The sequence below is a fragment of the Kosakonia pseudosacchari genome (genome assembly GCF_015167415.1).
GTDB lineage: Bacteria > Pseudomonadota > Gammaproteobacteria > Enterobacterales > Enterobacteriaceae > Kosakonia > Kosakonia pseudosacchari.
The window spans coordinates 883,890-910,571 of record NZ_CP063425.1; the positions used below are offsets into that span (position 1 = coordinate 883,890).

Annotated in this window: 22 protein-coding genes; 18 read left to right on the plus strand and 4 right to left on the minus strand. The window is 53.2% G+C overall.

Translation table 11 applies throughout. The features are described from left to right. Nucleotides 1-37: 37 nt before the first annotated feature. Nucleotides 38-1,474 (plus strand): serine endoprotease DegP, encoded by a 1,437-nt coding sequence (gene degP, locus IP581_RS04055; RefSeq protein WP_086870615.1) that lies wholly within the window; start codon nt 38-40, stop codon nt 1,472-1,474. Nucleotides 1,475-1,634: 160 nt separating this feature from the next. After that, a complete protein-coding gene (cdaR, locus tag IP581_RS04060) occupies nt 1,635-2,792 on the plus strand; it encodes a DNA-binding transcriptional regulator CdaR (RefSeq protein WP_020456602.1) in 1,158 nt (385 codons plus the stop codon). 53 nt (nt 2,793-2,845) lie between these two features. Here the strand turns inward: cdaR and IP581_RS04065 are convergent, their stop codons facing one another. The 4 genes from IP581_RS04065 to map all read right to left on the minus strand — a co-directional run bounded on the left by IP581_RS04065 (nt 2,846) and on the right by map (nt 7,837). Then, nucleotides 2,846-3,235 carry a DUF3461 family protein gene (locus tag IP581_RS04065; protein WP_017457991.1) on the minus strand — a complete coding sequence of 130 codons (390 nt, stop codon included), beginning with the start codon at nt 3,233-3,235 and terminating at the stop codon, nt 2,846-2,848. A 121-nt stretch (nt 3,236-3,356) separates the two neighbouring features. Beyond that, nucleotides 3,357-4,181, minus strand: coding sequence for a 2,3,4,5-tetrahydropyridine-2,6-dicarboxylate N-succinyltransferase (gene dapD, locus IP581_RS04070; protein WP_017457992.1), 825 nt, complete (start codon nt 4,179-4,181; stop codon nt 3,357-3,359). A gap of 32 nt (nt 4,182-4,213) precedes the next feature. Then, entirely contained in the window at nt 4,214-6,889 is a 2,676-nt protein-coding gene (gene glnD / locus IP581_RS04075; protein ID WP_193821816.1) for a bifunctional uridylyltransferase/uridylyl-removing protein GlnD, read from the minus strand. A 156-nt stretch (nt 6,890-7,045) separates the two neighbouring features. Beyond that, on the minus strand, nt 7,046-7,837 hold the full coding sequence (gene map / locus IP581_RS04080) for a type I methionyl aminopeptidase (protein ID WP_086870619.1): 792 nt from the start codon (nt 7,835-7,837) through the stop codon (nt 7,046-7,048). 309 nt (nt 7,838-8,146) lie between these two features. On the opposite strand from map, the gene rpsB reads away from it, so the two are divergent. The 16 genes from rpsB (at nt 8,147) to dnaE (ending at nt 26,677) form a co-directional block, all read left to right on the plus strand. Continuing rightward, entirely contained in the window at nt 8,147-8,872 is a 726-nt protein-coding gene (gene rpsB, locus IP581_RS04085; RefSeq protein ID WP_086870620.1) for a 30S ribosomal protein S2, read from the plus strand. A 138-nt stretch (nt 8,873-9,010) separates the two neighbouring features. Then, nucleotides 9,011-9,862, plus strand: a complete 852-nt coding sequence (gene tsf, locus IP581_RS04090) for a translation elongation factor Ts (protein ID WP_086870622.1) — start codon at nt 9,011-9,013, stop codon at nt 9,860-9,862. Between the two features lie 147 nt (nt 9,863-10,009). Continuing rightward, on the plus strand, nt 10,010-10,735 hold the full coding sequence (pyrH, locus tag IP581_RS04095) for a UMP kinase (protein ID WP_017457997.1): 726 nt from the start codon (nt 10,010-10,012) through the stop codon (nt 10,733-10,735). A gap of 149 nt (nt 10,736-10,884) precedes the next feature. Then, nucleotides 10,885-11,442: a ribosome recycling factor gene (gene frr, locus IP581_RS04100; protein ID WP_017457998.1), complete on the plus strand. Its 558-nt coding sequence runs from the start codon at nt 10,885-10,887 to the stop codon at nt 11,440-11,442. A gap of 97 nt (nt 11,443-11,539) precedes the next feature. Next, the gene (gene ispC, locus IP581_RS04105; RefSeq protein ID WP_193821817.1) at nt 11,540-12,739 is read left to right on the plus strand and encodes a 1-deoxy-D-xylulose-5-phosphate reductoisomerase; all 1,200 of its coding nucleotides are present in this window, start codon (nt 11,540-11,542) and stop codon (nt 12,737-12,739) included. A 183-nt stretch (nt 12,740-12,922) separates the two neighbouring features. Further along, nucleotides 12,923-13,681 carry a (2E,6E)-farnesyl-diphosphate-specific ditrans,polycis-undecaprenyl-diphosphate synthase gene (gene ispU, locus IP581_RS04110; RefSeq protein ID WP_017458000.1) on the plus strand — a complete coding sequence of 253 codons (759 nt, stop codon included), beginning with the start codon at nt 12,923-12,925 and terminating at the stop codon, nt 13,679-13,681. A gap of 12 nt (nt 13,682-13,693) precedes the next feature. After that, nucleotides 13,694-14,551, plus strand: coding sequence for a phosphatidate cytidylyltransferase (gene cdsA / locus IP581_RS04115; protein WP_193821818.1), 858 nt, complete (start codon nt 13,694-13,696; stop codon nt 14,549-14,551). A gap of 11 nt (nt 14,552-14,562) precedes the next feature. Then, nucleotides 14,563-15,912, plus strand: a complete 1,350-nt coding sequence (gene rseP, locus IP581_RS04120; protein ID WP_193821819.1) for a sigma E protease regulator RseP — start codon at nt 14,563-14,565, stop codon at nt 15,910-15,912. 31 nt (nt 15,913-15,943) lie between these two features. Then, entirely contained in the window at nt 15,944-18,361 is a 2,418-nt protein-coding gene (bamA, locus tag IP581_RS04125; RefSeq protein ID WP_086870630.1) for an outer membrane protein assembly factor BamA, read from the plus strand. Nucleotides 18,362-18,478: 117 nt separating this feature from the next. Beyond that, nucleotides 18,479-18,973 (plus strand): molecular chaperone Skp, encoded by a 495-nt coding sequence (skp, locus tag IP581_RS04130; protein ID WP_020456611.1) that lies wholly within the window; start codon nt 18,479-18,481, stop codon nt 18,971-18,973. A gap of 3 nt (nt 18,974-18,976) precedes the next feature. After that, entirely contained in the window at nt 18,977-20,005 is a 1,029-nt protein-coding gene (gene lpxD / locus IP581_RS04135; RefSeq protein WP_193821820.1) for a UDP-3-O-(3-hydroxymyristoyl)glucosamine N-acyltransferase, read from the plus strand. Between the two features lie 161 nt (nt 20,006-20,166). Next, nucleotides 20,167-20,622 (plus strand): 3-hydroxyacyl-ACP dehydratase FabZ, encoded by a 456-nt coding sequence (fabZ, locus tag IP581_RS04140; RefSeq protein ID WP_017458006.1) that lies wholly within the window; start codon nt 20,167-20,169, stop codon nt 20,620-20,622. 3 nt (nt 20,623-20,625) lie between these two features. Beyond that, nucleotides 20,626-21,414 (plus strand): acyl-ACP--UDP-N-acetylglucosamine O-acyltransferase, encoded by a 789-nt coding sequence (lpxA, locus tag IP581_RS04145; RefSeq protein WP_086870633.1) that lies wholly within the window; start codon nt 20,626-20,628, stop codon nt 21,412-21,414. After that, a complete protein-coding gene (lpxB, locus tag IP581_RS04150; RefSeq protein WP_193821821.1) occupies nt 21,414-22,562 on the plus strand; it encodes a lipid-A-disaccharide synthase in 1,149 nt (382 codons plus the stop codon). The genes lpxA and lpxB overlap by 1 nt, the downstream gene beginning before the upstream one ends. Beyond that, nucleotides 22,559-23,155, plus strand: coding sequence for a ribonuclease HII (gene rnhB, locus IP581_RS04155; protein ID WP_086870637.1), 597 nt, complete (start codon nt 22,559-22,561; stop codon nt 23,153-23,155). Before lpxB ends, rnhB begins: the two co-directional genes overlap by 4 nt. A 39-nt stretch (nt 23,156-23,194) precedes the next feature. Next, the gene (dnaE, locus tag IP581_RS04160; RefSeq protein WP_086870639.1) at nt 23,195-26,677 is read left to right on the plus strand and encodes a DNA polymerase III subunit alpha; all 3,483 of its coding nucleotides are present in this window, start codon (nt 23,195-23,197) and stop codon (nt 26,675-26,677) included. The last annotated feature ends 5 nt before the right edge of the window (nt 26,678-26,682 follow it).

Below are 26,682 nucleotides of genomic sequence, written 5' to 3' on the forward strand. Positions count from 1 at the left end.
CACAGCAGTTTGCGTTAATCGGTAAAGAGTGAGAGACATGAAAAAAACCACGTTAGCAATGAGTGCACTGGCTTTAAGTTTAAGTTTGGCGCTGTCTCCTCTGTCGGCTATGGCAGCGGAAACGGCATCGTCCACGGCCACGACATCGCAGCAAATGCCTAGCCTCGCGCCGATGCTGGAAAAAGTGATGCCATCAGTGGTGAGTATCAATGTTGAAGGCAGCACCACGGTAAACACACCGCGTATGCCGCGCAACTTCCAGCAGTTCTTTGGTGATAATTCACCGTTCTGCCAGGATGGTTCCCCGTTCCAGAGTTCGCCGTTCTGTCAGGGCGGCGGCGCACCGGGCGGGCAGGGCGATAGCCAGCAGCAGAAATTTATGGCGCTGGGTTCCGGCGTAATCATTGATGCCGCGAAAGGCTATGTGGTGACCAACAACCACGTGGTCGATAACGCTACTACTATCAAAGTGCAGCTGAGTGACGGGCGTAAATTTGACGCCAAAGTGGTGGGTAAAGACCCGCGTTCCGACATTGCGCTGATTCAGATTCAGGATCCGAAAAACCTGACGGCGATTAAACTGGCGGATTCCGATGCGCTGCGCGTGGGGGATTACACCGTGGCGATTGGTAACCCGTTTGGCCTCGGTGAAACGGTGACGTCCGGGATTGTCTCCGCGCTGGGTCGCAGCGGCCTGAATGCGGAAAACTACGAAAACTTTATCCAGACGGATGCCGCGATTAACCGCGGTAACTCCGGTGGCGCGCTGGTGAACCTGAATGGTGAACTGATCGGTATTAATACCGCGATCCTCGCACCGGATGGCGGCAACATTGGTATCGGTTTTGCCATCCCAAGTAACATGGTGAAAAACCTCACCGGGCAGATGGTCGAGTTCGGCCAGGTTCGTCGTGGCGAACTGGGCATTATGGGAACCGAGCTGAATTCCGAGCTGGCGAAAGCGATGAAAGTCGATGCGCAGCGCGGGGCGTTTGTCAGCCAGGTCATGCCGAATTCTGCCGCCGCGAAAGCCGGTGTGAAAGCAGGGGATGTGATCACCTCGCTTAACGGTAAACCGATTAGCAGCTTTGCCGCGCTGCGTGCGGAAGTCGGTTCAATGCCGATCGGCAGCAAAGTTGCGCTTGGCCTGCTGCGCGATGGCAAACCGGTGAACATTACGCTTGAGTTGCAGCAAAGCAGCCAGAATCAGGTTGATTCCAGCACCATCTTCAGCGGTATTGAAGGTGCGGAGATGAGCAACAAAGGCAAAGATGGCGGCGTGGTGGTTAATTCGGTGAAAGCCAATACCCCGGCGGCGCAGATTGGCCTGAAAAAAGGCGATGTGATTGTCGGCGCGAACCAGCAGCCGGTGAAAAATATCGCCGAGTTGCGCAAAATCCTCGACAGTAAACCTTCTGTGCTGGCGTTGAACATTCAGCGCGGTGACACCTCTATCTACCTGCTGATGCAGTAATCCGCTCTACACCCTCTTCCCTGACGACGGGAAGAGGGCCTTTCCTCTGTTTTGTGAAGCCTTCCACAACTCCATACTTCTGAATGCCGCTTTGTGCAATTGCACAGTGCGTACGGTAATTATCTTCCCTATGCTTGGGCTCTGCACACGGGAGGGTTACATGGCTGGCTGGCATCTTGATACCAAAATGGCACAGGATATCGTGGCGCGCACGATGCGCATCATCGATACGAACATTAACGTGATGGATGCACGGGGCCGCATCATTGGTAGCGGTGACCGCGAACGAATTGGTGAATTGCACGAAGGGGCGCTACTGGTGCTCTCGCAAGGGCGCGTGGTGGATATCGACGATGCGGTTGCCCGCCATCTGCACGGCGTGCGCCAGGGCATCAACCTGCCGTTACGTCTTGAAGGGGAAATCGTGGGTGTTATTGGCCTGACGGGTGAACCTGAGACGTTACGCAAATATGGCGAATTAGTCTGCATGACCGCCGAGATGATGCTGGAACAATCTCGTCTGATGCATCTGTTGGCGCAGGACAGCCGTCTGCGCGAAGAACTGGTCATGAACCTGATCCAGGCGGAAGAGCACACGCCTGCTCTGACCGAATGGGCGCAGCGTTTAGGTATTGATTTAAACCAGCCGCGCGTGGTGGCGGTGGTGGAAGTGGACAGCGGTCAGTTGGGCGTAGACAGCGCCATGGCTGAGTTACAGCAACTGCAAAATGCCCTTACCACACCCGAGCGCAACAACCTGATTGCTATTGTTTCGCTGACCGAAATGGTCGTGCTGAAACCAGCGCTTAACCAGTTTGGTCGCTGGGATGCGGAAGATCATCGCAAGCGGGTGGAGCAGCTGATCACGCGTATGAAAGAGAACGGCCAGCTGCGTTTTCGCGTCGCGCTGGGCAATTATTTCACCGGTCCTGGCAGCATTGCCCGTTCTTACCGTACCGCACGCACCACCATGATGGTGGGTAAACAGCGTATGCCGGAAAGCCGTAGCTATTTTTACCAGGATTTGATGTTACCGGTGTTGCTCGACAGCTTACGCGGCGGTTGGCAGGCCAACGAGCTGGCACGACCATTGTCACGTTTAAAAGCGATGGATAATAACGGCCTGTTGCGCCGCACGCTGGCAGCATGGTTTCGCCACAATGTGCAGCCGCTGGCAACATCTAAAGCGCTGTTTATTCATCGCAATACGCTGGAGTATCGTTTGAACCGGATTTCGGAACTGACCGGGCTGGATTTGGGGAACTTCGATGATCGGTTGTTGCTGTATGTGGCGCTGCAGTTAGACGAACAACATTGATAGTAATATTGTGCCGGGTCGTTAGCCCGGCACAATGCGATAGACCCCGCGTTTTACTTGCCGCGTGTCAGCTTTTCAAGATCGGATTCGATTTCGTTGATCTTGTTGGTAACAACACTTTCCAGGTGGCGCAGATCGTCCAGGATCTTACGTTTCAGATCCACTTCCGTGCGATCGCGCTGGCAGATTTGATCCAATTCATCAATCACATAGCGCAGGTTCGGGCTGATTTCCTGCACCTCTTTATACCCCTGACCGACACCGTCGGCGACAACAGTTTTACGCTGGCGTGGGTATTTGAATTTGACGCTCTTGGCAAAAAACTCGCCTTTATCCTTATGAAAATAGATTTTCAGAATATCGTTATTGGCTTCCTGGCGGAGGCTATAGCGATCGATTTCATCGGGATTGGTGATGCCTAAACTTTTCAGATTATCGTACATAGCGGTACCCTTAAGCTCAACATAACCTATGAATAATTAACGAAAAAATCTATTTTTGCCACCTGTGAATGCAAAAAAGGCGGGATATATCACCCTCTTCCAGACAGGAAGAGGGACAGACTTAGTCGATGGTACGCAGCAGTTCGTTAATACCTACTTTGCCGCGCGTTTTCGCATCCACTTTTTTCACGATTACCGCGCAATACAGGCTGTATTTGCCATCTTTAGACGGCAGGTTGCCGGAAACAACCACTGAGCCTGCCGGTACGCGGCCATAATGCACTTCGCCGGTTTCACGATCGTAAATACGCGTGCTCTGACCGATGTATACACCCATCGAGATGACAGAACCTTCTTCAACGATAACACCTTCCACCACTTCAGAACGTGCGCCGATAAAGCAGTTATCTTCAATGATAGTCGGGTTTGCCTGCAGTGGTTCCAGAACGCCGCCAATACCTACACCACCGGAAAGGTGAACGTTTTTACCGATCTGCGCACAAGAGCCGACGGTCGCCCAGGTATCCACCATGGTGCCTTCATCAACATAAGCGCCGATATTGACATAAGACGGCATCAGCACGGTATTGCGGGCGATAAACGCACCCTGGCGCACTGCTGCTGGCGGCACTACGCGGAAACCTTCTTTCTGGAAACGCGCTTCGTCGTAGTCGGCGAATTTCATCGGGACTTTGTCGAAGTAGCGGCTTTCCGCACCGTCGATAACCTGGTTATCGTTAATGCGGAAAGAGAGCAGAACCGCTTTCTTCAGCCACTGGTGAGTGACCCACTGGCCATCGATTTTTTCTGCGACGCGAAGTGCGCCGGAATCGAGCAGGGCAATAACCTGATTCACCGCTTCACGGGTAACGGTATCGGCATTTGCCGGGGTGATCTCTGCGCGACGCTCGAAAGCGGCTTCAATAACGTTCTGTAACTGCTGCATTGTTTACTCTTTCCATCTGTGTAAAAAAATAATCACCCTTTATCGTTTGGATTGAGGGCCTCTGTCAACCGTTGTTGCACCTCCTTTTGCAGCGCATTATTAAGGCCACGCCGGTCGGCAGTGGCGATTATGAATAAATCTTCTACTCGCTCACCAATGGTTGTAATTCTCGCCCCGTGCAGCGAAATTCCCAGATCCGCAAACACCTGCCCGACGCGGGCAAGCAGCCCTGGCTGGTCAAGGGCAATCAATTCAAGAAACGATTTTCTGTCGGTATGGGTCGGCAGGAAATTCACTTCGGTATCGACGGTAAAGTGGCGCAATTTGGCAGGCTGGCGGCGCGGCTGCGGCGGCTGCCAGGTGTGTTGTGTAATGGCCTGTTCCAGCCCGAAACAAATCGCATCGTGGCGATCGGCGGAGAGTGGGCTGCCGTCCGGTTCCAGCACTATAAAGGTGTCCATTGCCATGCCGTCGCGGGTGGTAAAAATCTGCGCGTCGTGGACGCTCAGGTTGCGGCGATCAAGCTCGGCGCACACTGCCGCGAACAGATAGGGGCGGTCAGGGCTCCAGATAAAGATCTCCGTGCCGCCGCGCGTCGCCTGTGGGCTAAGCAAAATCATCGGTTTGCTCAGATCATGTTGCAATAAGTGCCGTGCATGCCAGGCGAGCTGGTTTGGGCTATGGCGCACAAAGTAGTTCGCCCGACAGCGTGCCCAAATCTGATGCAATTGCTCTTCATCAATGTTGTCCATACGTAACAACGCCAGCGCCTGAAGCTGGTGATGGCGCACACGCTCGCGCATGTCCGGCGTATTTTGCATGCCGCGACGCAGCTGTTTTTCAGTCGCGAAATAGAGCTCGCGCAGCAAGCTCTGCTTCCAGCTGTTCCAAAGGGTTTCGTTAGTGGCACAGATATCCGCCACAGTCAGGCAGACAAGGAAGCGCAGACGGTTCTCCGTTTGTACCTCTTCGGCAAACTGCTTGATCACTTCCGGATCCTGAATATCACGGCGCTGGGCGGTGACCGACATTAACAGGTGATGGCGCACCAGCCAGGCGACAAGCTGGGTTTCGCGTGAGTTAAGCCCATGTAATTCAGCGAACTTCAGCACATCCTGTGCGCCCAGCACGGAGTGGTCGCCGCCACGGCCTTTGGCGATATCATGAAACAACGCCGCAATCAGGATCAGCTCCGGGTGGGTTAAACGCGGCCACAGTTCCACGCATAAAGGGTGCTTATTGCGCGTCTCTTCTTTGGCAAAACTTTCCAGCTTCAGCAACACGCGAATGGTGTGTTCATCCACGGTATAGGCGTGGAACAGGTCAAACTGCATCTGGCCAACGATGTGCGACCACTGTGGCATATAAGCCCACAACACGCTGTGGCGGTGCATCGGCAGCAGACCACGGCTGACGGCGCCTGGATGGCGTAACATGCTGAGGAAAATAGAGCGCGCTTCGGCGATATAACACAGCGGCTGCGTCAGATGGCGGCGGGCGTGGCGCAAGTGGCGCAGCGTGGTGGAGTAGATGCCAGTAATGGTGCTGTTGCGCACCATAATATAGAACATGCGCAGGATGGCCTGCGGCTCACGGATAAACAGCGTTTCGTCACGCAAATCGATAAGTGAACCACGCAACTGGAACTCGTCGTCAATCGGGCGCGGTTTTTCGTCGGTGGTCAGCGCCAGAATCGCTTCATCGAAGAGCTGTAACAGCATCTGGTTCAGTTCCGCGACACGGCGGGTGACGCGGAAGAAATCCTTCATCATATGTTCGACGGGCTGGTTGCCTTCGCCGACATAATTCAGACGCTGCGCTACGCTCAGTTGCCTGTCGAACAGAAGCCGGTTGTCGTAGCGATTCACTTCCAGATGCAGTGCGAAACGGATTCGCCAAAGCAGGTGCAAACACTCGTTCAGCTCATTGCGCTCGGCTTCAGTCAGAAAGCCAAAGCCCACCATTTCATCCAGCGAGGTGGCACCAAAGTGACGACGAGCAACCCATTGCAGGGTGTGAATATCACGCAGACCGCCGGGGCTACTTTTTATATCGGGTTCCAGGTTGTAACTGGTGCCGTGATAGCGCTGGTGGCGCTCGTTTTGTTCCGCCACTTTTGCCGGGAAAAAGGTTTCCGATGGCCAGAAGTTGTCGCTAAAAATATGCTTTTGCAGTTCCAGAAACAGCGCAACGTCGCCAATCAGCAGGCGTGATTCAATTAAGTTGGTTGCGACAGTGAGATCCGATAATCCTTCCTGTAAGCACTCATCCAGCGTACGAACGCTGTGTCCCACTTCGAGTTTGACATCCCACAGCAGCGTGAGCAGCTCGCCAATCTTTTGCGCTTGTTCGTCGGAAAGCTTGGTACGGCTGAGGATCAGTAAATCAATATCCGATAGCGGATGCAGCTCGCCGCGACCGTAACCGCCGACCGCTACCAGCGCAGTATCGCTGACGTCGCCAAAACCGTACTCCAGCCATAAGCGTTGCAGAAGTTGATCAATAAATTCGGTGCGGGCTTCGATTAATTGCTCGGCTGAAATACCCGCGTCAAAGACATGCCCCAGCCACTGCTGGAACGCTTCAATATGCGCTTTGATATGTGCGCACTGGAATTGATCTTGTGACCAAACCCCTGGATATTCAGGCTGGCCGGGAAGGGTGGGTTGTACCGCGCTGACAAATTGTTCTGAAGTGATGTTGCTCATTATGGGCCACCCGTCTGGAGTGCATATGCATAGCAAAACAACTTAAAAGAGATAATGAAAAATGAAAAGTCGTTTATATGTATGACGCAGCAGGGGAGTGCGGTAAAAAAAACGGCCCGCAGAGCGGACCGTTTAGTGCGTTTGGCAATGTCAGAATCAGGCGGCAGTCAGCACGGCATCGATGGTGTCATCTTTACGCAGCGTCAGGATCTCGCAGCCGGTTTCGGTGACGACAATCGTGTGCTCATACTGCGCAGAGAGGCTGCGGTCTTTGGTTTTCACCGTCCAGCCATCTTTCATGGTGCGAATACGGTAATCACCGGCGTTTACCATCGGCTCGACGGTAAACGTCATGCCCGCTTGCAGCACCACACCGCCATCGTCCGCATCGTAGTGCAGCACCTGCGGCTCTTCATGGAAACCGCGGCCAATACCGTGGCCGCAATATTCGCGCACGACGGAGAAGCCTTCACCTTCAACATATTTCTGAATGGCGGCGCCCAGCGTACGCAGGCGGATGCCTGGTTTGACCATGCGCAGTGCCAGGTAAAGGCTCTCCTGGGTTACGCGGCACAGGCGCTCGCCCAGAATCGTCGGTTTACCGACGATAAACATTTTGGAGGTGTCGCCGTGGTACTCGTCTTTAATCACGGTTACGTCGATGTTGACGATGTCGCCATCTTTCAACAATTTTTCGTCATCCGGAATACCGTGGCACACTACTTCGTTAATAGAGATGCAAACGGATTTCGGGAAACCATGATAACCAAGGCAGGCGGAAATGGCGTGCTGCTCTTTGACGATGTAGTCGTTGCAGATGCGATCCAGTTCACCGGTGCTGACGCCCGGCTTAATGTGCGGTTCAATCATCTCCAGTACTTCGGCGGCGAGTCGACCCGCGACGCGCATTTTTTCGATTTCTTCAGGTGTCTTAATAGAGATAGCCATGGAATGTGTCCATCAGTGTCGATTTTTTCGACTATACCAGGATTAGTGCTGTCAATGGTAACAGTCGGGCAAGTGTTGTGCCAAATCGAGAATCATTAACAGCACGCTGCGTCAACAACTATTGGTTTCCGGCGGGGTTTTATGGTATAAAGCGCGCCGGACTTCCGTTCCTGTTTTGGGATGGGAGCCACAAATCTCACTTTGTGTAATAACACACACGTATCGGCACATATTCCGGGGTGCCCTTCGGGGTCGGTAATATGGGATACGTGGAGGCATAACCCCAACTTTTATATAGAGGTTTTAAACATGGCAACTGTTTCCATGCGCGACATGCTCAAGGCTGGTGTTCACTTTGGTCACCAGACCCGTTACTGGAACCCGAAAATGAAGCCGTTCATCTTCGGTGCGCGTAACAAAGTTCACATCATCAACCTTGAGCAAACTGTACCGATGTTCAACGACGCTCTGGCTGAACTGCACAAAATTTCTGCTCGTAAAGGCAAAATTCTGTTCGTTGGTACAAAACGCGCAGCAAGCGAAGCGGTAAAAGAAGCTGCTCTGAGCTGCGACCAGTTCTTCGTGAACCATCGCTGGCTGGGCGGTATGCTGACTAACTGGAAAACCGTTCGTCAGTCCATCAAACGTCTGAAAGACCTGGAAACTCAGTCTCAGGACGGTACCTTCGACAAGCTGACCAAGAAAGAAGCGCTGATGCGCACTCGTGAACTGGACAAGCTGGAAAACAGCCTGGGCGGTATCAAAGATATGGGCGGCCTGCCGGACGCACTGTTCGTTATCGACGCTGACCACGAGCACATCGCAATCAAAGAAGCAAACAACCTGGGTATCCCGGTATTTGCTATCGTTGATACCAACTCCGATCCGGACGGCGTTGACTTCGTTATCCCGGGTAACGATGACGCAATCCGTGCTGTTAGCCTGTACCTGAATGCCGTTGCTGCTACCGTTCGTGAAGGCCGTTCTTCGGATCTGGCTACTCAGGCGGAAGAAAGCTTCGTAGAAGCTGAGTAATAAGGCACGCTCGTTGAGCCCCTTATTGAGCAGGTAGTACCGAGTTTGGTTAGGGGGCCTGTTTATGGCCCCCTTTTTCACTTTTAAGCCTGTTTGGTTGCAAACCGTGCAGGTCATATCTCTCCCGAGGAATAAAGAATGGCTGAAATTACCGCATCCCTGGTAAAAGAGCTGCGTGAACGTACTGGCGCAGGCATGATGGATTGCAAAAAAGCGCTGACTGAAGCGAATGGCGACATCGAGCTGGCGATCGAGAACATGCGTAAGTCTGGTGCGATCAAAGCGGCGAAAAAAGCAGGCAACGTTGCTGCTGACGGCGTGATCATCACCAAAATCGACGGCACCTACGGCATCATTCTGGAAGTTAACTGCCAGACTGACTTCGTGGCAAAAGACGGTGGTTTCCAGGCATTTGCTAACAAAGTTCTGGACGCTGCTGTTGCTGGCAAAATCACCGACGTTGAAGTTCTGAAAGCGCAGTTCGAAGAAGAGCGCGTTGCACTGGTTGCTAAAATCGGTGAGAACATCAACATCCGTCGCGTTTCCGCTCTGGAAGGTGACGTTCTGGGTTCTTACCAGCATGGCGCGCGTATCGGTGTTCTGGTTGCGGCTAAAGGCGCTGATGACGAGCTGGTTAAACAGCTGGCAATGCACATCGCTGCAAGCAAGCCGGAATTCGTTAAACCGGAAGACGTATCCGCTGAAGTCGTAGAAAAAGAGTACCAGGTTCAGCTGGACATCGCCATGCAGTCTGGCAAACCGAAAGAAATCGCAGAGAAAATGGTTGAAGGCCGCATGAAGAAATTCACCGGCGAAGTTTCTCTGACTGGCCAGCCTTTCGTTATGGATCCGAGCAAATCTGTTGCTCAGCTGCTGAAAGAGCACAACGCTGACGTAACTGGCTTCATCCGCTTCGAAGTGGGCGAAGGCATCGAGAAAGTTGAGACTGACTTCGCAGCAGAAGTTGCTGCAATGTCCAAGCAGTCTTAATCAATAAAAGGAGCCGCCTGAGGGCGGCTTCTTTTTATGCCCTTCATCTGAAAATCAGCCAGCACACTAGTGTTTGCGCTGGCAGGCGACGTATCATAAGCGCCGGTATTAACCCCGTCCAATTGTTGACAGTCTCAGGAAAGAAACATGGCTACCAATGCAAAACCCGTCTACAAACGCATTCTGCTTAAGCTGAGCGGCGAAGCGCTCCAGGGATCCGAAGGCTTCGGTATTGACGCAAGCATTCTTGACCGTATGGCGCAAGAAATTAAAGAGCTGGTCGAACTTGGGGTTCAGGTTGGCGTGGTGATTGGTGGCGGCAACCTGTTCCGTGGGGCGGGTCTGGCGAAAGCGGGGATGAACCGCGTAGTGGGCGACCACATGGGTATGCTGGCGACCGTGATGAACGGCCTGGCAATGCGTGATGCGCTGCATCGTGCCTATGTGAACGCACGTCTGATGTCCGCGTTTCCGTTAAATGGTGTTTGCGACAACTACAGCTGGGCAGAGGCGATTAGCCTGCTGCGCAACAACCGTGTGGTCATTTTCAGCGCCGGTACGGGTAATCCGTTCTTTACGACCGATTCCGCAGCTTGCCTGCGCGGTATCGAGATTGAAGCGGATGTGGTGTTGAAAGCGACCAAAGTGGACGGCGTCTTTACCGCCGATCCGGTGCTCGATCCGACAGCCACGCTGTGCGAACAGCTGAGCTACAGCGAAGTGCTGGATAAGGAACTGAAAGTGATGGATCTGGCGGCCTTTACGCTGGCTCGCGACCACAAACTGCCGATTCGCGTGTTCAACATGAACAAACCTGGCGCGCTGCGTCGTGTTGTCATGGGCGAAAAAGAAGGCACATTGATTACGGAATAATTCCCGTAAGCAATAAATAAAGGTAAGATTCCGCTTTAATTTATTGAGCAGTTCTTTCTGGCATCTTCAGGGTGCCAAAAATTGAACAGGCTATACTTAGCACACCCGCCGTATGGCCTGCCTGCGACAAGATTTCAAGGATCCGTAACGTGATTAGCGATATCAGAAAAGATGCTGAAGTACGCATGGATAAATGCGTCGAAGCGTTCAAAACTCAAATCAGCAAAGTGCGCACTGGCCGCGCTTCCCCGAGCCTGCTGGATGGCATCGTTGTGGAATATTACGGTACGCCGACACCGCTGCGTCAGTTGGCTAGCGTTACCGTTGAAGACTCCCGTACGCTGAAAATCAACGTGTTTGACCGCTCAATGAGCCCGGCTGTTGAAAAAGCAATTTTGACCTCCGATCTCGGTTTAAACCCGAGCTCTGCGGGCAGCGATATTCGCGTTCCGCTGCCGGCACTGACCGAAGAGCGTCGTAAAGACCTGATCAAAGTTGTACGCGGCGAAGCGGAACAAGCGCGCGTTGCGGTTCGTAACGTTCGTCGTGACGCGAACGATAAAGTGAAAGCACTGCTGAAAGATAAAGAAATCAGTGAAGACGACGATCGTCGTTCTCAGGATGACGTCCAGAAGCTGACCGATGCTGCAATCAAAAAAGTGGATGCGGCGCTGGCGGACAAAGAAGCGGAACTGATGCAGTTCTGATTCGAAACAAACCGACTAAAACGCCGTACAGAGAGCTGCGAAAGTGGCTTTGCTGGCGGCGTTTTGCTTTTTATCCTTGCAATGTTGCGAGCGTTTCATGAAGCATTTAACTCTTCTGGGCTCAACGGGTTCTATTGGTTGCAGCACGCTGGCCGTGGTTCGCCACAATCCCGATCGTTTCTCCGTTACTGCGCTGGTTGCCGGTAAAAACGTTACCCGCATGGTTGAGCAGTGCCTTGAGTTTTCTCCCAAATTTGCGGTGATGGACGATGACGAAAGCGCGCAACAGGTGAAGCGTGTTTTGCGGGAACATGGTAGCCGAACAGACGTGCTGAGTGGCCAACAGGCAGCCTGTGAAATGGCGGCGCTGAGCGGCGTCGATCAGGTGATGGCGGCCATTGTGGGCGCTGCGGGCCTGGTACCCACGCTTGCTGCTATTCGCGCCGGGAAGACGGTGCTGCTGGCGAATAAAGAGGCTCTGGTGACGTGTGGCCGTCTGTTTATGGATGCGGTGAAGGAGAGCGGGGCGCAGCTTTTGCCTGTAGACAGCGAGCATAACGCTATTTTTCAGAGTTTACCGGAAACAATTCAACATAACCTGGGGTACGCTGATCTGGAGCAGAATGGCGTTTCGTCTATTCTGCTTACCGGGTCTGGTGGCCCGTTCCGGGAGACCCCACTTTCCGATCTGGCCGCAATGACGCCGGATCAGGCATGTCGGCACCCGAACTGGTCAATGGGGCGCAAAATCTCCGTTGACTCCGCCACTATGATGAATAAAGGTCTGGAATACATTGAAGCGCGCTGGTTGTTTAATGCCTCTGCCCGCCAGATGGAAGTGTTGATTCACCCGCAATCGGTGATCCACTCCATGGTGCGTTACCAGGATGGCAGTGTATTGGCACAACTGGGTGAGCCGGATATGCGTACGCCCATCGCTCATACGATGGCCTGGCCGGAACGCGTGCCGTCAGGTGTTAATGCCCTCGATTTTTGCAAACTAAGTTCGTTAAGTTTCGCGCAGCCCGATTTTGACCGCTATCCTTGCCTGAAGCTGGCCATTGATGCTTCTGACGAAGGGCAGGCGGCAACAACGGCGCTCAATGCGGCGAATGAGGTAACGGTTTCGGCATTCCTGGCATCGGCTATCCGTTTCACAGATATTGCCGCCCTGAATCTTTCTGTGCTTGAACAGATGGATTTACGCGAACCGCAGAGCATTGATGACGTGCTGGCTGTAGATGCACAGGCACGCGACGTTGCGCAAAAACAAGTGATGCGCCTCGCAAGCCAGTGATATTACAGCGATGAGTGACGGTGCTATTTGTTAGCGTTGGGCTTCGGTGATATAGTCTGCGCCACAAAATTGCCAGTTCGTATTATGGCGTTTGGTGTAAGCCGTGGTTTACACGGCTTTTTTGCGTAAAGGCTTTTGTATTCCTGAGTACCGCTAAATCCTTTTCAGGGACTAAAACGCGTTATGTTGTCTGCTAACCAACCGATAAGCGAAAGTTTGCCAACGCATGGCTGCCGCCATGTAGCGATAATTATGGATGGCAATGGTCGCTGGGCGAAAAGACAAGGGAAACTCCGGGCTTTTGGTCATCGGGCCGGAGCGAAGTCTGTACGCCGTGCGGTCTCTTTTGCCGCCAATAATGGTATTGATGCGCTGACGCTTTATGCTTTTAGTAGCGAGAACTGGAATCGCCCGGCGCAGGAAGTGAGTGCGCTGATGGAGTTGTTTGTGTGGGCGCTGGATAGCGAAGTAAAAAGCCTGCACCGCCATAATGTGCGTTTACGCATTATTGGCGATACCAGTCGTTTTAATACGCGTTTGCAGGAGAGAATCCGCAAAGCGGAAGCGTTAACCGCCCAGAATACCGGGCTGACGCTGAATATCGCAGCGAACTATGGTGGACGCTGGGATATCGTACAGGGAGTCCGGCAGCTTGCCGAGCAGGTGCAGGAAGGGCTGTTGCGCCCGGATCAAATTGATGAAGAAACGCTCAATAAGCAAGTCTGCATGCATGAGCTGGCTCCTGTGGATTTAGTGATTAGGACTGGCGGGGAACATCGCATAAGTAATTTTTTACTTTGGCAAATTGCCTATGCCGAACTTTACTTTACAGATGTTCTTTGGCCCGATTTTGATGAACAAGACTTTGAAGGTGCGCTGCATGCCTTTGCCAATCGAGAGCGTCGTTTCGGCGGTACCGAGCCAGGTGGCGACAAAGCCTGATGGGGGTTGCTTTTGCTGAAGTATCGCCTGATTTCTGCTTTTGTATTGATACCCATTGTTATTGCAGCGCTTTTTTTGCTGCCGCCGGTGGGATTCGCGATCGTTACGCTCGCTGTTTGCATGCTCGCTGCGTGGGAGTGGGGGCAATTAAGCGGCTTTACTTCCCGGAGTCAACGGGTTTGGTTGGCCGTATTATGCGGGTTTTTACTCGCCCTTATGCTGTTTACGTTGCCGGAATATCACCATAATACCCATCATCCGCTGGTGACGATTTCGCTCTGGGCTTCTCTTGCCTGGTGGCTGGTGGCGTTGGTGCTGGTGCTGAGTTACCCGTCATCTGCCGCGGTATGGCGTCACTCTAAAATTTTGCGCCTGATTTTCGGGATCTTGACGATTATCCCTTTTTTCTGGGGCATGCTGGCGCTGCGCGTGTGGCATTACGATGTAAACCACTACAGCGGCGCACTGTGGTTGCTGTATGTGATGATCCTCGTCTGGGGAGCAGATTCAGGCGCTTATATGTTTGGCAAACTATTTGGTAAACATAAACTTGCACCGAAAGTCTCACCGGGGAAAACCTGGCAAGGTTTCCTGGGAGGCTTGCTGACGGCGGGTATTATCTCCTGGGGTTACGGTGCGTGGGCGAATCTGGATGTGACTTCATCGACGCTCTTTATTTGCTCGGTGGTTGCGGCGTTAGCCTCTGTATTGGGCGATCTCACGGAAAGTATGTTCAAGCGTGAAGCCGGAATTAAAGATAGTGGGCATCTTATTCCGGGTCATGGCGGTATACTGGATCGCATTGACAGCCTGACAGCGGCAGTTCCTGTATTTGCCTGCCTGTTATTGCTGGTTTTCAGGACGATTTGACGGAAGGTTTTATGCTGAGCATTCTCTGGAATCTGGCGGCGTTCATTGTTGCGCTTGGTGTATTGATCACCGTGCATGAATTTGGCCATTTCTGGGTTGCTCGCCGCTGTGGCGTGCGGGTTGAGCGTTTTTCCATCGGTTTTGGTAAAGCGCTCTGGCGTCGCACCGACAAACACGGCACCGAATTTGTCATCGCCCTGATCCCCCTGGGCGGTTATGTCAAAATGCTGGATGAGCGCGTTGAGGCGGTTACGCCGGAAATGCGCCACTACGCTTTCAATAATAAAACGGTCGGTCAGCGTGCCGCTGTTATCGCTGCCGGTCCCATCGCTAACTTTATCTTTGCCATCTTCGCTTACTGGCTGGTGTTTATCATCGGTGTCCCTGGCGTTCGTCCGGTTGTTGGTGAAATAACGCCCAACTCTATCGCTGCAAACGCGCAAATTGCACCCGGCACGGAACTTAAAGCGATTGATGGTATCGAAACGCCTGATTGGGATGCTGTGCGCTTACAGTTGGTGTCTAAAATTGGCGATAGCCAGACGACCGTCAGCGTAGCGCCATTCGGCAGTAACAATCGTCAGGAAAAGGTGCTGGATTTACGTCACTGGGCCTTTGCGCCTGATAAAGATGATCCGGTTATGTCGCTGGGGATTCGTCCTCGGGCGGCGCAGCTTGAACCGGTGCTTGCGGAGGTGCAACCCGGTTCCGCCGCCAGCAAAGCGGGTTTGCAAGCTGGCGACAGGATCGTTAAAGTCGATGGTCAGCAGTTAACGCAGTGGATGACGTTCGTTACGCTGGTACGGGATAACCCAGGTACGTCGTTAGCGCTGGAAGTGGAAAGACAAGGGGCTCCTTTGTCTTTGACGTTGATACCGGATACAAAGCCCGGTAGCAAGGCAGAAGGGTTTGCGGGCGTGGTGCCCAAAGTCATTCCTCTGCCAGATGAATACAAAACAGTACGCCAGTACGGGCCATTTAGCGCCATCGTTGAGGCCACGGATAAAACGTGGCAGTTGATGAAGCTAACGGTCAGTATGTTGGGGAAATTGATCACCGGTGATGTAAAACTGAACAACCTCAGTGGGCCGATTTCTATCGCTCAGGGGGCTGGGATGTCAGCGGAGTTCGGGTTGATTTACTACCTGATGTTCCTTGCTTTGATAAGCGTGAACTTAGGCATCATTAACCTGTTCCCTCTGCCCGTTCTTGACGGCGGGCATCTGCTGTTTTTGGCGATTGAGAAGCTGAAGGGCGGACCGGTATCCGAGCGAGTTCAAGACTTTAGTTATCGCATTGGCTCTATCTTGCTGGTGCTGTTAATGGGGCTTGCACTTTTCAATGATTTCTCTCGCTTGTAAGAGAGTTTGTTAGGAAGAACGCATAATAACGATGGCGATGAAAAAGTTGCTCATAGCGTCGCTGCTGTTTAGCAGCGCCACCGTATACGGTGCTGATGGATTCGTAGTGAAGGATATTCATTTCGAAGGCCTACAGCGTGTCGCCGTTGGTGCGGCCCTCCTCAGTATGCCAGTTCGTCCTGGCGATACGGTGAATGATGAAGATATCAGTAACACCATTCGCGCGTTGTTTGCCACCGGCAACTTCGAGGATGTTCGTGTCCTGCGTGATGGTGATACGCTCCTCGTTCAGGTGAAAGAACGCCCGACAATCGCCAGCATCACCTTCTCCGGCAACAAGTCGGTGAAAGATGACATGCTGAAACAGAACCTTGAAGCTTCTGGCGTCCGTGTGGGTGAATCACTGGATCGCACCACCCTCTCCGATATTGAAAAAGGGCTGGAAGACTTCTATTACAGCGTGGGTAAGTACAGCGCCAGCGTCAAAGCTGTCGTCACCCCATTGCCGCGTAACCGTGTTGACCTGAAGCTGGTCTTCCAGGAAGGCGTTTCCGCGCAAATCCAACAGATTAACATTGTCGGCAACCATGCCTTCACGACGGAACAGCTGATCTCCACTTTCCAGCTGCGTGATGAAGTGCCGTGGTGGAACGTTGTCGGCGATCGTAAATACCAGAAACAGAAACTGGCGGGCGACCTGGAAACCCTGCGCAGCTACTATCTGGATCGTGGTTACGCACGTTTCAACATTGATTCGACTCAGGTTAGCCTGACGCCGGACAAAAAAGGCATCTACATTACGGTTAACGTGACCGAGGGCGATCAGTACAAACTTTCTGGTGTGCAGGTTAGCGGTAATCTCGCAGGCCACTCTGCGGAAATTGAAAGCCTGACGAAAATCGAGCCGGGCGAGCTGTATAACGGCGCCAAAGTGACCAAAATGGAAGATGACATTAAAAAGCTTCTTGGTCGCTATGGTTACGCCTATCCGCGCGTTCAATCGCAGCCTGAAATCAACGACACGGACAAAACGGTTAAACTGCATATCAACGTCGATGCTGGTAACCGCTTCTATGTGCGTAAGATCCGTTTTGAAGGTAACGATACCTCTAAAGATTCCGTACTGCGTCGCGAAATGCGCCAGATGGAAGGGGCGTGGCTGGGCAGCGATCTGGTCGATCAAGGTAAAGAGCGTCTGAACCGTCTGGGCTATTTTGAAACGGTCGATACGGAAACCCAGCGTATTCCGGGTAGCCCGGATCAGGTTGATGTTGTCTATAAGGTAAAAGAGCGTAACACCGGTAGCTTTAACTTCGGCGTTGGCTACGGCACCGAGAGCGGCGTCAGCTTCCAGGTTGGCGTTCAACAGGATAACTGGTTAGGTACCGGCTACTCTGTCGGTATCAGCGGGACCAAAAACGACTACCAGACCTACTCAGAGTTCTCCGTCACCAACCCGTACTTTACGGTGGATGGCGTGAGCCTCGGCGGTCGTATCTTCTATAACGACTTTAAAGCTGACGATGCGGATCTGTCGTCCTATACCAACAAGAGCTACGGTCTTGATGGTACGCTCGGTTTCCCGATCAACGAATACAACACGCTGCGCGCCGGCTTAGGCTATGTTCATAACAGCCTGTCGAAGATGGAACCGCAGGTGGCAATGTGGCGTTACCTGGATTCCGTGGGACAGAACGCCAGCACGCAGAACGACAGCAACGGTTATTCGGCGGATGATTTCACCTTTAACTACGGCTGGACTTACAACAACCTTGACCGCGGCTATTTCCCGACGAAAGGTTCACGCGTCAACCTGAACGGTAAAGTAACGGTTCCGGGCTCGGATAACGAGTTCTACAAAGTCACTGTCGACACCGCTTCCTACTTCCCGATTGACGACGATCACAAATGGGTGGTCTTAGGTCGTACACGTTGGGGCTACGGTGATGGTTTAGGTGGCAAAGAGATGCCGTTCTATGAGAACTTCTACGCAGGTGGCTCCAGCACCGTGCGTGGCTTCCAGTCCAACAACATTGGTCCGAAAGCGGTTTACTACGGCGGTAACAACCAGAGCAACTGTAAGAACACGATTGCAGATTCAATCTGTAAGTCTGATGATGCGGTGGGCGGTAACGCCATGGGCGTTGTCAGCGCCGAGCTGATTACACCGACGCCGTTTATCAGTGATAAATACGCCAACTCTGTGCGTACCTCGTTCTTCTGGGATGCGGGTAGCGTGTGGGATACAAACTGGCAAAATACCGCGCAGATGAAAGCGCTGGGTATTCCGGATTATAGCGATCCGAGCAATATCCGTATGTCTGCCGGTATCGCATTACAATGGATGTCCCCATTGGGGCCGTTGGTTTTCTCCTACGCCCAGCCGTTTAAAAAGTACGATGGAGACAAAGCGGAACAGTTCCAGTTTAACATTGGTAAAACCTGGTAACGCCGTACTGCAATGGAATGCACCAGCAGTGTAGTGATGGCTGGGGTTTTCAATAGTAAGCCCGGCCACGCAAAGAACTGTACCTCCGGGTACAAACGGGATGGTAAGGAGTTAATTGTGAAAAAGTTGTTATTAGCTGCAGGTTTCGGTTTGGCAATGGCTGCGTCGGCTCAGGCCGCTGACAAAATTGCGATTGTTGATATGGGTAGCCTGCTGCAGCAGGTTGCGCAGACTTCCGGCGTTTCTCAGACGATGAAAAACGAATTCGGCGGCCGCGCGAGCGAACTGCAAAGCATGGAATCCGACCTGCAAGCAAAAGCACAGCGTTTGCAGCGCGATGGTTCCACGATGAAGGCAAGCGATCGCAGCAAGCTGGAAAAAGACATCACTTCTGGTCGTCAGGCATTTGCTCAAAAAGCGCAGGCTTTCGAGCAGGATCAGGCCCGTCGTTCTAATGAAGAACGTGGCAAACTGGTGACTCGTATCCAGACCGCGGTGAAAAAAGTGGCTTCTGATCAGGGTGTTGATCTGGTTATTCCTTCCAACGCCGTTATTTACAACAGCAACGATGTAAAAGACATCACTGCTGATGTACTGAAACAGGTTAAATAAGTAATGCCTTCAATTCGACTGGCTGATTTAGCTCAGCAGTTGGATGCAGAACTACACGGTGATGGCGATATCGTCATCACCGGCGTTGCGTCCATGCAATCTGCCGTAGCGGGCCACATCACTTTCATGGTCAATCCTAAGTACCGTGAACACCTGACCGCATGTCAGGCCTCTGCCGTTGTAATGACGCAGGACGATCTTCCTTTTGCCAACAGCGCTGCGCTGGTCGTAAAAAATCCTTACCTGACCTACGCACGTATGGCGCAAATTCTTGATACCACGCCGCAGCCTGCGCAAAACATCGCGCCTGGAGCAGTAATTGATCCAACGGCTAAGCTTGGTAGCAACGTAGCGATTGGTGCGAACGCCGTGATCGAATCTGGCGTTAGCCTGGGCGATAACGTGGTCATCGGCCCGGGTTGCTTCGTTGGGAAAAATACGAAAATTGGCGCGGGTTCGCGTCTGTGGGCCAATGTATCCATTTACCATGAGATTGAGATCGGTGAAAATTGCCTGATCCAATCAGGCACGGTGATCGGTTCCGATGGTTTTGGTTATGCCAACGATCGTGGCAACTGGGTTAAAATTCCCCAGCTTGGTCGCGTTATTATCGGCAATAACGTCGAGATCGGCGCATGTACCACAATCGATCGTGGTGCGCTGGATGACACCCGTATTGGTAATGGCGTCATCATCGATAATCAGTGTCAGATTGCACATAACGTTGTGATTGGCGACAATACCGCGGTTGCAGGTGGCGTTATCATGGCGGGTAGTTTGAAAATTGGTCGCTATTGCATGATTGGCGGCGCCAGCGTAATCAACGGGCACATGGAAATTTGCGACAAGGTTACCGTAACGGGGATGGGGATGGTCATGCGCCCTATCACTGAGCCGGGTATTTACTCCTCAGGTATCCCGCTGCAACCGAATAAAGTGTGGCGAAAAACCGCAGCCCTGGTGATGAATATTGATGATATGAGCAAGCGCCTGAAAGCTATCGAGCGCAAGGTTAATCAGCAAGACGAATAATTCATCCGCATAACGCTTGTACACAGAAGAATTCGGGGGACAGAAAAGCCTCTGCACCTCGAAGAATAAAGTGTATATACTTCCCGGCCTGTTGGCATTCTTATGATTGCCGCGGGCCGTGTTATTATTGCCTTTTAGTATATTTGGACAGGAAGAGTATTTTGACTACTGACACTCATACTCTGCACATTGAAGAGATCCTGGAGCTTCTGCCGCACCGCTACCCGTTCTTACTGGTTGATCGCGTGCTGGATTTTGAAGAAGGTCGTTTTCTGCGCGCAGTCAAAAATGTTTCGGTAAACGAGCCGTTTTTCCAGGGGCACTTCCCTGGCAAACCGATTTTCCCGGGCGTGCTGATTCTTGAAGCAATGGCGCAGGCAACCGGTATTCTGGCGTTTAAAAGCGTTGGTAAACTGGAGCCGGGTGAGCTGTATTACTTCGCCGGTATCGACGAAGCGCGCTTTAAGCGTCCTGTTGTGCCAGGCGATCAGATGATCATGGAAGTCACTTTCGAAAAAACCCGCCGTGGCCTGACCCGTTTTAAAGGGGTTGCGCTGGTAGACGGTAAAATTGTTTGTGAAGCTACTATGATGTGTGCACGTAGCCGGGAGGCCTGATACGTGATTGATAAAACCGCCTTTATTCATCCTACCGCCATTGTTGAAGACGGTGCCGTTATCGGTGCTAACGCTCACATTGGCCCATTTTGTATTGTGGGACCTCACGTCGAAATTGGTGAGGGTACCGTACTGAAATCTCATGTCGTCGTGAATGGTCATACGACTATCGGTCGTGACAACGAGATTTATCAGTTCGCCTCCATCGGCGAGGTTAACCAGGATTTAAAATATGCTGGTGAACCGACTCGTGTGGAAATTGGCGATCGCAACCGCATCCGCGAAAGCGTCACCATCCACCGTGGCACAGTACAGGGTGGTGGATTAACGAAGGTGGGCAGCGATAACTTGCTGATGATCAATGCGCACATTGCGCACGATTGCATCGTTGGGAATCGCTGTATCCTCGCAAATAACGCAACGTTGGGGGGACATGTTTCCGTCGACGACTTTGCAATCATCGGTGGCATGACCGCAGTGCATCAGTTCTGCATTATCGGTGCGCACGTGATGGTTGGCGGCTGTTCTGGCGTTGCCCAGGACGTACCGCCTTACGTGATCGCTCAGGGCAACCATGCCACACCGTTCGGTGTGAACATTGAAGGTCTGAAACGTCGCGGCTTTAGCAGAGAAGCGTTAGTGGCTATTCGTAACGCGTACAAATTGCTGTACCGCAGCGGTAAAACGCTGGAAGAGGCGAAACCGGAAATTGCTGAGCTTGCTGCTAAGCATCCGGAGGTTGACGCATTCATGCAATTCTTTGAGCGTTCAACACGTGGTTTGATCCGTTAATGATCGACGCGCGTCCTCTTACGATAGCCCTCGTCGCCGGAGAAACCTCCGGCGATATTCTTGGTGCCGGTCTTATCCGTGCGCTGCGGGCTCGCCTGCCGAATGCGCGTTTTGTTGGTGTCGCCGGGCCGCGTATGCAAGCCGAAGGCTGCGAAGCCTGGTATGAAATGGAAGAGCTGGCGGTAATGGGCATCGTTGAGGTGCTGGGCCGTTTGCGCCGTCTGCTGCATATCCGCGCCGATTTAACCCGTCGTTTTAGCGAACTGAAACCGGATGTCTTTGTCGGTATCGACGCACCGGACTTCAACATTACCCTCGAAGGCAATCTGAAAAAGCAGGGTATCAAAACCATCCATTATGTCAGTCCGTCCGTCTGGGCGTGGCGACAAAAACGCGTTTTCAAAATCGGCAGAGCTACCAATCTGGTGCTCGCGTTTCTGCCTTTCGAAAAAGCGTTTTACGATAAATTTAATGTCCCGTGCCGTTTTATCGGCCATACCATGGCGGATGCCATGCCTCTGGATCCTGATAAGAACGCGGCGCGGGCGCACCTGGGTATTGCCGATAACGTGCATTGTCTGGCTTTACTGCCGGGTAGTCGCGGGGCGGAAGTCGACATGCTGAGCGCGGACTTCCTGCGCACCGCGCAGTTGTTGCGTGAGCGCTACCCCGATCTGGAAGTGGTGGTGCCGCTGGTTAATGCGAAACGGCGTGAACAGTTTGAACGCATCAAAGCGGAAGTCGCGCCGGAGCTGCCGGTGCATATGCTGGATGGCCAGGCGCGGGAGGCGATGATCGCCGCAGACGCCGCGCTGCTGGCCTCGGGAACCGCTGCGCTGGAGTGCATGCTGGCGAAATGCCCGATGGTCGTTGGCTATCGTATGAAGCCATTCACTTTCTGGCTGGCAAAACGTCTGGTAAAAACGCCTTATGTTTCGCTGCCAAACTTGCTTGCCGGGCGTGAGCTGGTGAAAGAGTTGCTCCAGGATGAATGCAATCCCCAGGCGCTCGCTGCCGCGCTGGAACCCTTACTGGCCAACGGCAAAACCAGTCACGAGATGCACGACATTTTCCGCGAATTGCATTTGCAGATTCGCTGCAATGCCGATGAACAGGCGGCTGACGCCGTACTGGAGTTAGCACAATGATAGAGTTTGTTTATCCGCATACGCATTTGGTCGCGGGTGTGGATGAAGTCGGTCGCGGCCCGTTGGTGGGCGCGGTGGTGACAGCGGCGGTGATCCTTGATCCCGAGCGTCCTATTGTCGGTCTGAACGATTCTAAAAAATTATCCGAAAAACGTCGTTTGTCGCTCTGCGATGAGATCAAAGAGAAAGCGCTGGCCTGGAGCCTGGGCCGCGCAGAGCCGCATGAAATCGACGAGTTGAATATTTTGCATGCCACCATGCTGGCGATGCAGCGTGCTGTTGCCGGGCTGGCAATCGCGCCCGAGTTCGTGCTGATCGACGGTAACCGTTGCCCGGCTTTGCCGATGCCTTCGCTGGCGGTGGTAAAAGGCGATAGCCGTGTCGCAGAAATTAGCGCCGCATCGATTCTCGCCAAAGTGGCGCGCGATGCGGAGATGGCAGCACTTGATATCATTTTTCCGCAATATGGTTTTGCGCAGCATAAAGGCTATCCTACGGCTTTCCATCTGGAGAGACTGGCGGAGCACGGCGCAACCGAGCATCACCGACGCAGCTTTGCGCCGGTCAAACGCGCGTTGGGTCTTGCGTCCTGATTCTTGTGAACGTGAAATAAACCAGGCTGGAATCTAAAAATGGCTGAACCACGTTTCGTACACCTGCGGGTGCATAGCGACTATTCCATGATTGACGGGTTGGCGAAAACCGGGCCGCTGGTGAAAAAGGCGGCCGCGCTCGGCATGCCTGCGCTGGCGATCACCGATTTTACCAACCTGTGTGGTCTGGTGAAGTTTTACGGAACGGCGCACGGTGCCGGGATGAAACCAATCGTCGGTGCTGATTTTCATGTGCAAAGCGATCTGCTCGGTGACGAGCTGACGCAGCTCACCGTTCTCGCTATCAACAATACGGGTTATCAAAACCTGACACTGCTTATTTCGCGTGCCTACCAGCGTGGTTATGGTGCGCTGGGTCCGTGGATCGACCGGGATTGGCTGGTAGAACTCAATGAAGGGCTGATTCTGCTTTCCGGCGGGCGCATGGGCGACGTGGGTAAAAGTGTGCTGCGTGGCAATAGCGCACTGGTAGAGCAGTGCCTTGAGTTCTATAAAACCCATTTTCACGATCGCTACTACCTGGAACTGATCCGTACGGGGCGAGCGGACGAAGAGTCTTACCTGCATGCCGCCGTCGCACTGGCAGAAGAGCATGGTTTGCCGGTAGTTGCTACCAACGATGTGCGGTTTATTGATGCCGGCGACTTCGACGCCCATGAGATCCGCGTGGCGATCCACGACGGTTTTACCCTCGATGATCCCAAACGCCCGCGTAACTATTCGCCGCAGCAATACATGCGCAGCGAAGAGGAGATGTGTGAGCTCTTCTCGGATATCCCGGAAGCGCTGGAGAACACGGTCGAAATCGCCAAACGCTGTAACGTCACCGTTCGTCTTGGCGAATACTTCCTGCCGCAGTTCCCGACAGGTGATATGACCACTGAGGATTTCCTCGTAGCGAAATCCAAACAGGGGCTGGAAGAACGACTGGCTTTTCTCTTCCCGGATGAGAACGTGCGCGCTGAAAAGCGCCCACCTTACGATGAACGTCTCGATGTTGAACTCCAGGTTATCAACCAGATGGGGTTCCCGGGCTACTTCCTCATCGTGATGGAATTTATCCAGTGGTCAAAAGATAACGGCGTGCCGGTAGGGCCGGGGCGTGGTTCCGGTGCGGGTTCGCTGGTCGCTTATGCGCTGAAAATTACCGATCTTGATCCGCTGGAATTTGACCTGCTGTTCGAACGTTTCCTTAACCCGGAACGTGTGTCGATGCCTGACTTCGACGTCGATTTCTGCATGGAAAAACGCGACCAGGTTATCGAGCACGTAGCGGATATGTACGGGCGCGATGCGGTATCGCAGATCATCACCTTTGGTACCATGGCGGCGAAAGCGGTTATCCGCGACGTTGGTCGTGTGCTTGGTCACCCGTATGGCTTTGTCGACCGAATTTCAAAACTGGTGCCGCCCGATCCGGGGATGACGCTGGCCAAAGCGTTTGAAGCCGAACCACAACTGCCGGAAATTTACGAAGCCGACGAAGAAGTCAAAGCGCTGATTGATATGGCGCGGAAGCTGGAAGGGGTCACGCGAAACGCCGGGAAACACGCCGGTGGGGTGGTTATCGCGCCAACCAAAATTACCGACTTTGCGCCGCTGTATTGTGATGAAGCCGGTCAGCACCCGGTTACCCAGTTCGATAAAAACGATGTGGAATATGCGGGCCTGGTGAAGTTTGACTTCCTCGGGCTGCGAACGCTGACCATCATTAACTGGGCGCTGGAAATGATTAACGCCCGGCGCGAGAAGAATGGCGAGCCGCCACTGGATATCGCCGCTATTCCGCTGGATGACAAGAAAAGTTTCGATATGCTGCAACGCTCGGAAACCACGGCGGTTTTCCAGCTTGAATCCCGCGGCATGAAAGATCTGATCAAACGCCTGCAGCCCGACTGCTTCGAAGATATGATCGCGCTGGTGGCGCTGTTCCGTCCGGGACCGCTGCAATCGGGCATGGTGGATAACTTCATCGACCGTAAACACGGGCGCGAAGAGATCTCCTACCCGGATGTTCAATGGCAGCACGAGAGCCTGAAGCCGGTGCTGGAGCCAACCTATGGCATCATTCTGTATCAGGAACAGGTGATGCAGATTGCCCAGGTGCTTTCCGGTTACACTCTTGGCGGCGCGGACATGTTGCGCCGTGCGATGGGCAAGAAAAAGCCGGAAGAGATGGCCAAGCAGCGCGGCACGTTTGAAGAAGGCGCGAAGAAAAACGGCGTCGATGGCGAACTGGCGATGAAAATCTTTGACCTGGTGGAAAAATTCGCCGGTTACGGATTTAACAAATCGCACTCTGCCGCCTATGCTTTGGTGTCATACCAGACGCTGTGGCTGAAGGCGCACTATCCGGCCGAGTTTATGGCGGCGGTAATGACCGCCGATATGGACAACACCGAGAAAGTGGTCGGCCTGGTCGATGAGTGCTGGCGCATGGGGCTGAAAATTCTGCCGCCGGATATCAACTCGGGTCTGTACCATTTCCACGTCAATGACGATGGCGAAATTGTTTACGGCATTGGCGCGATCAAAGGCGTGGGTGAAGGGCCGATCGAGGCGATCATTGAAGCGCGTAACAACGGCGGCTATTTCCGTGAACTGTTTGATCTGTGCGCCCGCACCGATATCAAAAAACTCAATCGCCGGGTGCTGGAAAAATTGATTATGTCCGGGGCGTTTGATCGCCTTGGCCCGCATCGTGCCGCGCTGATGAACGCGCTGGGCGATGCGCTGAAAGCCGCCGATCAGCACTCGAAAGCAGAAGCGATTGGGCAGGCAGATATGTTTGGCGTGCTGGCAGAAGAACCGGAGCAGATCGAGCAGTCCTACGCCAGCTGCCAGCCATGGCCGGAACAGGTGGTGCTGGACGGCGAGCGTGAAACGTTAGGGTTGTACCTGACCGGGCACCCGATTAACCAGTATTTAAAAGAAATTGAGCGCTATGTCGGAGGCTACCGGCTGAAAGACATGCATCCGACCGAACGTGGGAAAGTGACCACGGCGGCGGGGCTCGTCATTGCCGCGCGGGTTATGGTCACCAAGCGCGGCAATCGTATCGGCATCTGTACCCTGGATGACCGTTCCGGGCGTCTTGAAGTGATGTTGTTCACTGACGCCCTGGATAAATACCAGCAACTGCTGGAAAAAGACCGCATACTTATCGTCAGCGGACAGGTCAGCTTTGATGACTTCAGTGGGGGGCTTAAAATGACCGCCCGCGAAGTGATGGACATTGACGAAGCCCGGGAAAAATATGCCCGTGGGCTTGCTATCTCGCTGACGGACAGGCAAATTGATGACCAGCTTTTAAACCGACTCCGTCAGTCTCTGGAACCCCACCGTTCGGGAACCATTCCAGTACATCTCTACTATCAGAGGGCGGATGCGCGCGCGCGATTACGTTTCGGCGCAACGTGGCGCGTCTCTCCGAGCGATCGTTTACTCAACGATCTGCGTGGCCTCATAGGTTCGGAGCAGGTGGAACTGGAGTTTGACTAATACAG